Source organism: Pseudomonas lurida (assembly GCF_013522705.1).
Taxonomy (GTDB): Bacteria; Pseudomonadota; Gammaproteobacteria; order Pseudomonadales; family Pseudomonadaceae; genus Aquipseudomonas; species Aquipseudomonas quebecensis.
Map to the genome: position 1 here is coordinate 100,735 of NZ_JAAMRE010000021.1, position 7,446 is coordinate 108,180.

Annotated in this window: 7 protein-coding genes; 3 read left to right on the forward strand and 4 right to left on the reverse strand. The window is 63.9% G+C overall.

Annotation, left to right across the window (positions count from 1 at the left end; genetic code table 11):
- Positions 1–69: 69 nt before the first annotated feature.
- Complete coding sequence (gene hldE, locus G7025_RS17615) at positions 70–1,494, forward strand: bifunctional D-glycero-beta-D-manno-heptose-7-phosphate kinase/D-glycero-beta-D-manno-heptose 1-phosphate adenylyltransferase HldE (RefSeq protein ID WP_181080412.1); 1,425 nt, start codon at positions 70–72, stop codon at positions 1,492–1,494.
- A 56-nt stretch (positions 1,495–1,550) separates the two neighbouring features.
- Here the strand turns inward: hldE and G7025_RS17620 are convergent, their stop codons facing one another.
- The 4 genes from G7025_RS17620 to G7025_RS17635 form a co-directional block, all read right to left on the reverse strand.
- Complete coding sequence (locus tag G7025_RS17620) at positions 1,551–2,519, reverse strand: metal ABC transporter ATPase (RefSeq protein WP_181080413.1); 969 nt, start codon at positions 2,517–2,519, stop codon at positions 1,551–1,553.
- 40 nt (positions 2,520–2,559) lie between these two features.
- Complete coding sequence (locus G7025_RS17625) at positions 2,560–3,372, reverse strand: aldo/keto reductase (RefSeq protein WP_181080414.1); 813 nt, start codon at positions 3,370–3,372, stop codon at positions 2,560–2,562.
- Positions 3,369–4,538 (reverse strand): NAD(P)/FAD-dependent oxidoreductase, encoded by a 1,170-nt coding sequence (locus G7025_RS17630; protein ID WP_181080415.1) that lies wholly within the window; start codon positions 4,536–4,538, stop codon positions 3,369–3,371. Before G7025_RS17630 ends, G7025_RS17625 begins: the two co-directional genes overlap by 4 nt.
- 82 nt (positions 4,539–4,620) lie before the next feature.
- Positions 4,621–4,956, reverse strand: coding sequence for a DMT family transporter (locus G7025_RS17635; RefSeq protein ID WP_034095574.1), 336 nt, complete (start codon positions 4,954–4,956; stop codon positions 4,621–4,623).
- A 102-nt stretch (positions 4,957–5,058) separates the two neighbouring features.
- Here G7025_RS17635 and G7025_RS17640 point away from each other — a divergent pair, with 102 nt between their 5' ends.
- The gene (locus tag G7025_RS17640; RefSeq protein ID WP_181080416.1) at positions 5,059–5,949 is read left to right on the forward strand and encodes a LysR family transcriptional regulator; all 891 of its coding nucleotides are present in this window, start codon (positions 5,059–5,061) and stop codon (positions 5,947–5,949) included.
- A 23-nt stretch (positions 5,950–5,972) separates the two neighbouring features.
- On the forward strand, positions 5,973–7,250 hold the full coding sequence (gene waaA, locus G7025_RS17645; RefSeq protein WP_181080417.1) for a lipid IV(A) 3-deoxy-D-manno-octulosonic acid transferase: 1,278 nt from the start codon (positions 5,973–5,975) through the stop codon (positions 7,248–7,250).
- Positions 7,251–7,446 lie beyond the last annotated feature (196 nt).

Genomic DNA, 7,446 nt, shown 5'->3' on the forward strand with positions numbered 1-7,446 from the left:
CCTCCCGCAAACCTCCTGTAACCCTGTGCTAATATCGCGCCCCTGTTCATTTTGTATGTGGGTTGCTCCATGAAGTTGTCCATGCCGCGATTCGATCAAGCCCCCGTCTTGGTGGTCGGCGATGTCATGCTCGACCGTTACTGGCATGGTGGTACCTCACGGATTTCCCCTGAGGCGCCGGTGCCGGTCGTCAAGGTCGAGCAAATCGAAGACCGCCCGGGCGGCGCTGCCAACGTCGCCCTCAATATCGCCGCGCTCGGCGCGCCGGCCTCCCTGGTCGGCGTGACCGGCGACGACGAAGCCGCCGACAGCCTGGTCAACAGCCTGCGCGGCGCCGGCGTGCGCGCGTTGTTTCAGCGCATCGCCCATCAGCCCACCATCGTCAAATTGCGAGTGATGAGTCGTCATCAGCAATTGCTGCGGATCGATTTCGAAGAACCCTTCGCCACCGATGCACTGGCTCTCAGCGACCAGGTCGACGAGTTGCTTGAAGGCATCAAGGTGTTGGTGCTGTCCGACTACGGCAAAGGTGCATTGAAGAACCATCAGATGCTGATCCAGGCCGCGAAGGCCAGGGGCATTCCGGTGCTGGCCGATCCCAAGGGCAAGGACTTCTCGATTTACCGGGGCGCCAGCCTGATCACGCCGAACCTCAGCGAGTTCGAAACCATCGTCGGCGGTTGCGCCGATGAGCACGAACTGGTCAGCAAAGGTGCGGCGCTGATGGCTGACCTGGACCTGGGCGCCTTGCTGGTCACCCGTGGCGAGCACGGCATGACGTTGTTGCGCCCCGGCCACCCGGCCATGCACCTGCCGGCGCGGGCCCGTGAAGTGTTCGATGTCACCGGCGCAGGCGATACCGTGATTTCCACATTGGCCGCCTCCATTGCTGCCGGCGAAGAGCTGCCGCACGCGGTGGCACTGGCCAACCTGGCGGCGGGCATCGTAGTCGGAAAATTGGGTACCGCTGCGATCAGTGCGCCTGAGTTGCGCCGCGCCATCCAGCGTTCCGAAGGCTCGGAACGTGGTGTGCTGAGCCTTGAGCAATTGCTGCTGGCGATTGACGATGCCCGTGCCCATAACGAGAGCATCGTGTTCACCAACGGTTGCTTCGACATCCTGCATGCCGGCCACGTGACTTACCTGGAGCAGGCGCGCGCCCAAGGCGATCGCTTGATCGTCGCGGTCAACGACGATGCCTCGGTCAGCCGCCTCAAAGGCCCAGGCCGCCCGATCAACAGCGTCGACCGGCGCATGGCGGTCCTGGCGGGTCTGGGCGCGGTGGACTGGGTCATCAGCTTTCCCGAGGGGACCCCGGAAAACCTGTTGGCCCAGGTCAAGCCGGATGTGCTGGTCAAAGGCGGAGACTACTCGGTCGACCAGGTGGTAGGTGCCGATATCGTCAGCGCCTACGGCGGCACGGTCAAAGTGCTGGGCCTGGTCGAAAACAGCTCGACCACGGCGATTGTTGAAAAAATCCGCAACAATGAGTAACGCTGGTAAGCGGGCCTGATCGCTGTCAGGCCTGCTTGCCAGGGCTCACGCCTGGTTCAGGTGGCTCGTTTCTTCTTCGGCACGATCTTGCGCAGCATCTGCCGCGCTCGGCCGGTCAAGCGCTTCAATTTCGATTCTTTCTCAGGCTCAGCCAGCCCCTGTTGGCGCAGCCAGTCCTTCCAGCGAATCCGCTCTTCACGCACCACCCAGCCTTCCTGCTGGGCGAAGCTTTCCGCCAGGTACAGGCCCCGTGTGCTGGCCGGGTACAGCTGATCCTTCTTGACCGTATACAACTCGGCCAGTGGCTGGCCGTCCTTGAGCGGCATCAGGTACAGGTCCGGGCGCTGGCGATCCAGGCGTGCCACCAACTGGTCGCCTTCCAGACGCTCGTCCACGTGGAACAGGCTCAAGGACTTGGCTTCCTTCGGAACTTCCAGGCGCAGGTCGTAAATCAATTGCAGCGAGGCCGTCGGCAAATGCACGTAGGCTCGCGGCCGCTCGATCAACTGAGTGGTCGCGCAGCGTACCGGGCGCGCGGCGCCGGACAGCGGGCTGAGGCGAAACGGCAGGGCTTCGCGGTAATGCAGGGCGGTGGAGTAGGGTGCCGGCAGCCACGTCTCGTTGAAGCGCCCGCCGAGCCAGCCTTCGGGGGTCTCAAGCAGGCATTCCTCGGCGATTTCCTGAATGGCGGTGTGCAGCGGCAGGTTCAATTCGTGGGCGGGGACGTAGCCGGAAATCAGCTTGAGCACCACGTCGCCACGGTCCTGGCGACGTTGGCGCACCAGCACCCAGTAATCACGGTTTTGCCAATGGAGGGTCAGTCGCACCGACACCCCGAGGTTGGCCAGTTCCACGGCGAAGCGCTCGGCATCCGGCACTTCCACCGGTTTGCGCCGTTGCAGCGTCTGGGCGAAGTTGAGCGGCATGCCGACGCTCTGGTAGCTCAGACCTTCGGGTGTGGCTTCGACGTGAAGCGGCAGCGTCTTGAAGTTGCTGGGGTTTTTTCTTATGAGCGTGCGCGGCATGTCGGCTCCTTCTTGCGACGGCGTCGCCGCGTCGGCGGCATCAGAGTTGACGAATGACCTGGGCAGCGGTCGCCACGTTATGGGCCAGGTGCAGCGGGTTGATGGTCCCGACAATAGCACTGGCGACGCCCGGTTGCGCAAACAACAAGGTGAAACTGGCGCGAATTGGATCCATTCCTGGCGCCAGGCACACATGGCCGCTGGCCAGGGCCTTTTTGACCAGGATGCCTTTGCCGTGGGCCGCCGCATAATCAATGACGGCTTTCTCGGCCTGTTCGTTCAGATTGTAGGTAACCATCGCGCAGTCCCCCTGTTCCAGAGCCTGCACGCCGCCTTCGACGGTTTTGCCGGAGAAGCCGAAACCGCGAATCTTGCCCTCGTGCTTGAGCTGCGCCAGCGTCTGGTACACCTCGCAGTCGTTGAGGATGTGCAAGTCGTTGCCGTCCGAATGCACCAAAACCAGGTCGATAAAATCCGTTTCAAGTCGTTTCAAACTACGTTCTATCGACAGGCGTGTATGGGCGGCGCTGAAATCGTGACGCGACACGCCCGCCTCGAATTCTTCGCCCACCTTGCTGACGATCACCCACTCCTGACGCTGGCCGCGCAACAACGGCCCCAGGCGTTCTTCGCTCATGCCGTAGGCTGGTGCGGTGTCGATCAGGTTGATGCCCAATTCCCGGGCCTGACGCAGCAGCATGCGCGCCTCGTCGTCGGCGGGGATCTGGAAACCATTGGGGTATTTCACCCCTTGGTCGCGACCCAGCTTGACGGTGCCCAGGCCCAGCGGCGAGACGAGCAGGCCGGTGCTGCCCAGCGGGCGATGCAGGTCGTGCAGGGTAGGCAGGCTCATGGCAACAGGGTCTCCCAGACGGGCACGCCGAGGGCGGGCTTGGGCAGTTCCGGCAGCGGTTGCGTGGCGCCAGGCTGAATGCCGTCGCGTTCCAGGCTGTGCAGCACGCGATCGGCGAAGTCCGGCGCCAGGGCCAGTTTGGTTGGCCAGCCCACCAGCAGGCGGCCCTGCTCGGCGAGGAAGGCGTTGTCGGGGCGGCTCAGGCCCGACTGCAGGGGCTCGGCGCGATCGACACGCAGGGTGGCCCAGCGGGTCTGGCTCATGTCGATCCAGGGCAGCAGGTGTGCCAGCTCTTGCTGCGCGGTGGCGATCTGTGCCTCTGGTGTGCGCGCCACGCCATCGGCTTCGGCGATGTCGCCGCCCATGTACCAGACCCATTCGCCATTGGCGGCCGGGTGCGTGGTGATGGTCAGGCGCGGCTTGGTGCCACCGCCCAGGCAGTGAGCGTACAGCGGCTTCAGGCCGGGGCCTTTGGCGAGGATCATGTGCAGCGCCCGCTTCTGCATGGCCGGCTGGCTCAGGCCCAGGGCGCTGAGCAAGTCTGCGGTGCCGGCGCCGGCGCTCAACACGATGCGTTGGGCGCGAATCTCGCGGCCGTCCACTTTCAAGCCCACCAGGCTGTCGCCGTCCAGCAGCGGTTCAATGTGCTGCCCGGCGAGCAGGCTGTCACCGGCCAGCTGCGCGAGGCGCTCGATGACGCTGGGTACGTCCACTACCAGTTCGGCCAGGCGGTAGACCTTGCCCTTGAAGCGTTTGTCTTGCAAAGCCGGCGGCAACTCGTCGCCCTTGACCTGATCCACCCGGCCACGTACGGCCTTGCTGGCGAAGAAACTGGTGAGGTTGCCGGCGAGTGTGCCGGGGGACCACAGGTAGTGGGCCTGGGACAGCACGCGCACGCCGGACAGGTCCAGCTCGCCATCGCCGGCCAGGGCTTCGCGCCAGCGGCGCGGCATGTCGGCGATGGCTTCGGAGGCGCCGGTGAGGGCGCCGTGCAACGCATACTTGGCGCCGCCGTGAATGATCCCCTGGGACTTGACGCTTTGTCCGCCACCGAGGGTGGCGCTCTCCACCAGCACCGTGGCGAATCCCTGGCGGCGCAGGCGCGCGTTGAGCCAGAGGCCGGCAACCCCGGCGCCGACAATCAGAACGTCGGTGGAAATAGGCATGCGCGCGGGACCTCTGCGTTGGAAATGGGCGCCTAGTATAGCGCGCAGTGCCCCGTTATCAGTGCGACACGTTGGCCGCGGCTCAATGCCCTGCGGTTTTGGAGAACAACTGAATCACCACCACTCCCAGCACAATCAAGCCCATGCCCAGCATCGCCGGCAGGTCGAGCTTCTGCCCGTAGATAAACAGTGCCGCAACGCTGACCATCACGATCCCCATCCCGGCCCACACGGCATAGGCCACGCCCACCGGCACTGTGCGCACCACCAGGGTGAGCATCCAGAACGCTACGCCGTAGCCGACGATTACCAGCAGCAGTGGGATTGGGGTGCTCCAGCCCTTGATAGCTTTCATGGAAACAGTGGCGATCACTTCCGAGCAGATGGCGATGGCCAGGTAGCAATAGGCAGCGTTCATAGGGGAAATCCTCGGCGTAGGGCGGGTCAATCAGGCCGGCATTTTAGCCGCTGCCTGGATGGGGTAAAGTCATTACCTATCCGTATAAGAGATAGGTTGCGTATGAGCGTTCAATGGGATCTGGAGCAGATGCGTCTGTTTGTCAGCGTGGCCGAGCAGCGCTCGTTTTCGGCGGTGGCACGCGGGCAGCGCAAGGCACAGTCGGCGGTCAGCAACGGCATTGCAATGCTGGAGGCTGACTTGGGCGTGAGTCTGTTCGAACGCAGCAGCGGTCGCCAGCCGCGCCTGACCGAAGCCGGCGCTGTGTTGCTCGAAGAGGCGCGCGAAGTCTTGCGCCAGTGTGAACGCCTCAGCGGACGCGCCCTGTCATTGATGCGTGGCGAAGAAGCCTGTCTGCGCCTGGCTCAGGACGAGGCGATGCTGTATCAGCCGGTGCTCGACAGCCTGGACGCCCTGGCGGGGAAGTTTCCCAATCTGGAAGTGCAGCTTTCCAGCGCCGCCCAAGGCGATGTCGCGCGCAAATTGGTGGAGCGCAAGGCTGACCTGGGCATGCTGTTCTATCACGACCAAATTCCCGAAGCATTGGAGCGTCGGGTGGTGGGCAGTGTGGAGATGGTTACGGTCTGCGGGCGCCGGCATCCGCTGGCGGCGCAGAACCGCGTGGATTGCCAGGGTCTGGCGCAATATCGCCAGTTATTGATGTCGACCCAGACCAGTGTCTATCCCGGCAGCGAAGCCGCCAGCCCGCAGGTCTGGCGGGCCGACAGCTTCTACGTGCTGGCCGAATGGCTGATCCGTGGCCTGGGCTGGGCCTGGCTGCCTCGGCACGTGGTGCAATACCCCGCCTACCAGAACCTGATGGTCGAACTCGACAGCGAATGGACCCCACCGGCACTGGTGGTCGAGTTGGTCTGGCGGCGCGATGAGCCCCTGGGGCCTGCCGCGCGATTTCTCGCTGAGCGTTTTGCCGAGTGTCTGCGGGCGATTGACTGAAAAAGTCGATAAACTCCGCCGCCATGAATAGAACTCTCTACACCTGTCTGTTTTACCTGGCGCTGCCGTTGGTGGCCTTACGTCTGTGGCTGCGCGCGCGCAAGGCGCCGGCTTACGCCCAGCGCGTGGGCGAACGGTTCTCCTATGGCTTGCCGACGTTGCAGCCGGGCGGGATCTGGGTGCATGCCGTCTCGGTGGGCGAAAGCATCGCGGCCGCGCCGATGGTCCGGGGGTTGCTGGCGCGTTATCCACACCTGCCGATCACGCTCACCTGCATGACGCCCACCGGTTCCGAGCGGATCCAGGCCCTGTTCGCCAACGAGCCGCGCATCCAGCACTGCTATTTGCCGTATGACTTACCCTGCGCGGCCAAGCGCTTTCTGGATCGCGTGCAGCCGAAACTGGCAGTGATCATGGAGACCGAGCTGTGGCCCAACCATATCCACGCCTGTGCCCGGCGCGGCATTCCGGTGGCGCTGGCCAATGCGCGGCTGTCGGCGCGCTCGGCCAAAGGTTATGGGCGCTTCGCCAAGTTAACCGCGCCGATGCTGTCGCAGATGAGCCTGTTGGCCGTGCAAACGCAGACTGAAGCCCAGCGCTTCCTGAGCCTGGGCGCACGCCCTGAAACCGTCGAGGTGACCGGTTCGATCAAGTTCGACCTGACCGTCGACCCGCAATTATCGGCCCGCGCCGCCGCGCTGCGTGCGCAATGGGGCGCCACTGAACGGCCGGTGTGGATCGCCGCCAGCACCCACGCCGGCGAAGATGAAGTGGTGCTGGCGGCCCATCGCCAACTTCTCGACAGCTACCCCAATGCGTTGCTGATTCTGGTGCCGCGCCATCAGGAACGCTTCGGGCCGATGTTCGATCTGTGCCGGCAGCAAGGCTTTACCACGGTTCGGCGCTCCAGCGGCGAGCCCGTCACGGCGCAGACCTCGGTGCTGCTGGGCGACACCATGGGCGAGCTGTTGTTTCTGTACGCCCTGGCGGACAGCGCCTTCGTCGGCGGCAGCCTGGTAGCGACCGGCGGTCATAACCCATTGGAACCGGCAGCCTTGGCCTTGCCGGTGATCATGGGGCCGCACGTATTCAACTTTCTCGAAATTACCGCAATGATGCGCGAAGCCGGGGCGTTACGCGAAGTGGATGACGCCCAAGGGTTGGCCGAAGCCGTGCGACAGTTATTCGAACTGCCGCAGGATGCGCGCAAGATGGCGCAGGCGGGGCTCAAGGTGATGCAGGCCAACCAGGGCGCGCTTGAGCGACTGCTCGATGGTCTGGGCCGATTGATCGCGATTTAACGTGAGAAGGAGGCTTGCCCTTGATGGCGATCTGCCAGATCAACTAGTGTTGGCTGTCTTGCGCTAACGGGGGCAAGCCCGCTCATACATGGACGCCCCCAGTATGCCAAGCACTCAATTCGTGAAAACACAGACGGGATAAGGTTGCAGCCATACATCCGGACTTTAAGTGAGGCGGTGCCTCTGTCCCTGATGG

Excerpts from the sequence above, each read along its gene's own strand:
- hldE (WP_181080412.1), top strand. The coding sequence starts at position 70 with ATGAAGTTGTCCATGCCGCGATTCGATCAAGCCCCCGTCTTGGTGGTC.
- G7025_RS17620 (WP_181080413.1), bottom strand. The coding sequence starts at position 2,519 with ATGCCGCGCACGCTCATAAGAAAAAACCCCAGCAACTTCAAGACGCTG.
- G7025_RS17625 (WP_181080414.1), bottom strand. The coding sequence starts at position 3,372 with ATGAGCCTGCCTACCCTGCACGACCTGCATCGCCCGCTGGGCAGCACC.
- G7025_RS17630 (WP_181080415.1), bottom strand. The coding sequence starts at position 4,538 with ATGCCTATTTCCACCGACGTTCTGATTGTCGGCGCCGGGGTTGCCGGC.
- G7025_RS17635 (WP_034095574.1), bottom strand. The coding sequence starts at position 4,956 with ATGAACGCTGCCTATTGCTACCTGGCCATCGCCATCTGCTCGGAAGTG.
- G7025_RS17640 (WP_181080416.1), top strand. The coding sequence starts at position 5,059 with ATGAGCGTTCAATGGGATCTGGAGCAGATGCGTCTGTTTGTCAGCGTG.
- waaA (WP_181080417.1), top strand. The coding sequence starts at position 5,973 with ATGAATAGAACTCTCTACACCTGTCTGTTTTACCTGGCGCTGCCGTTG.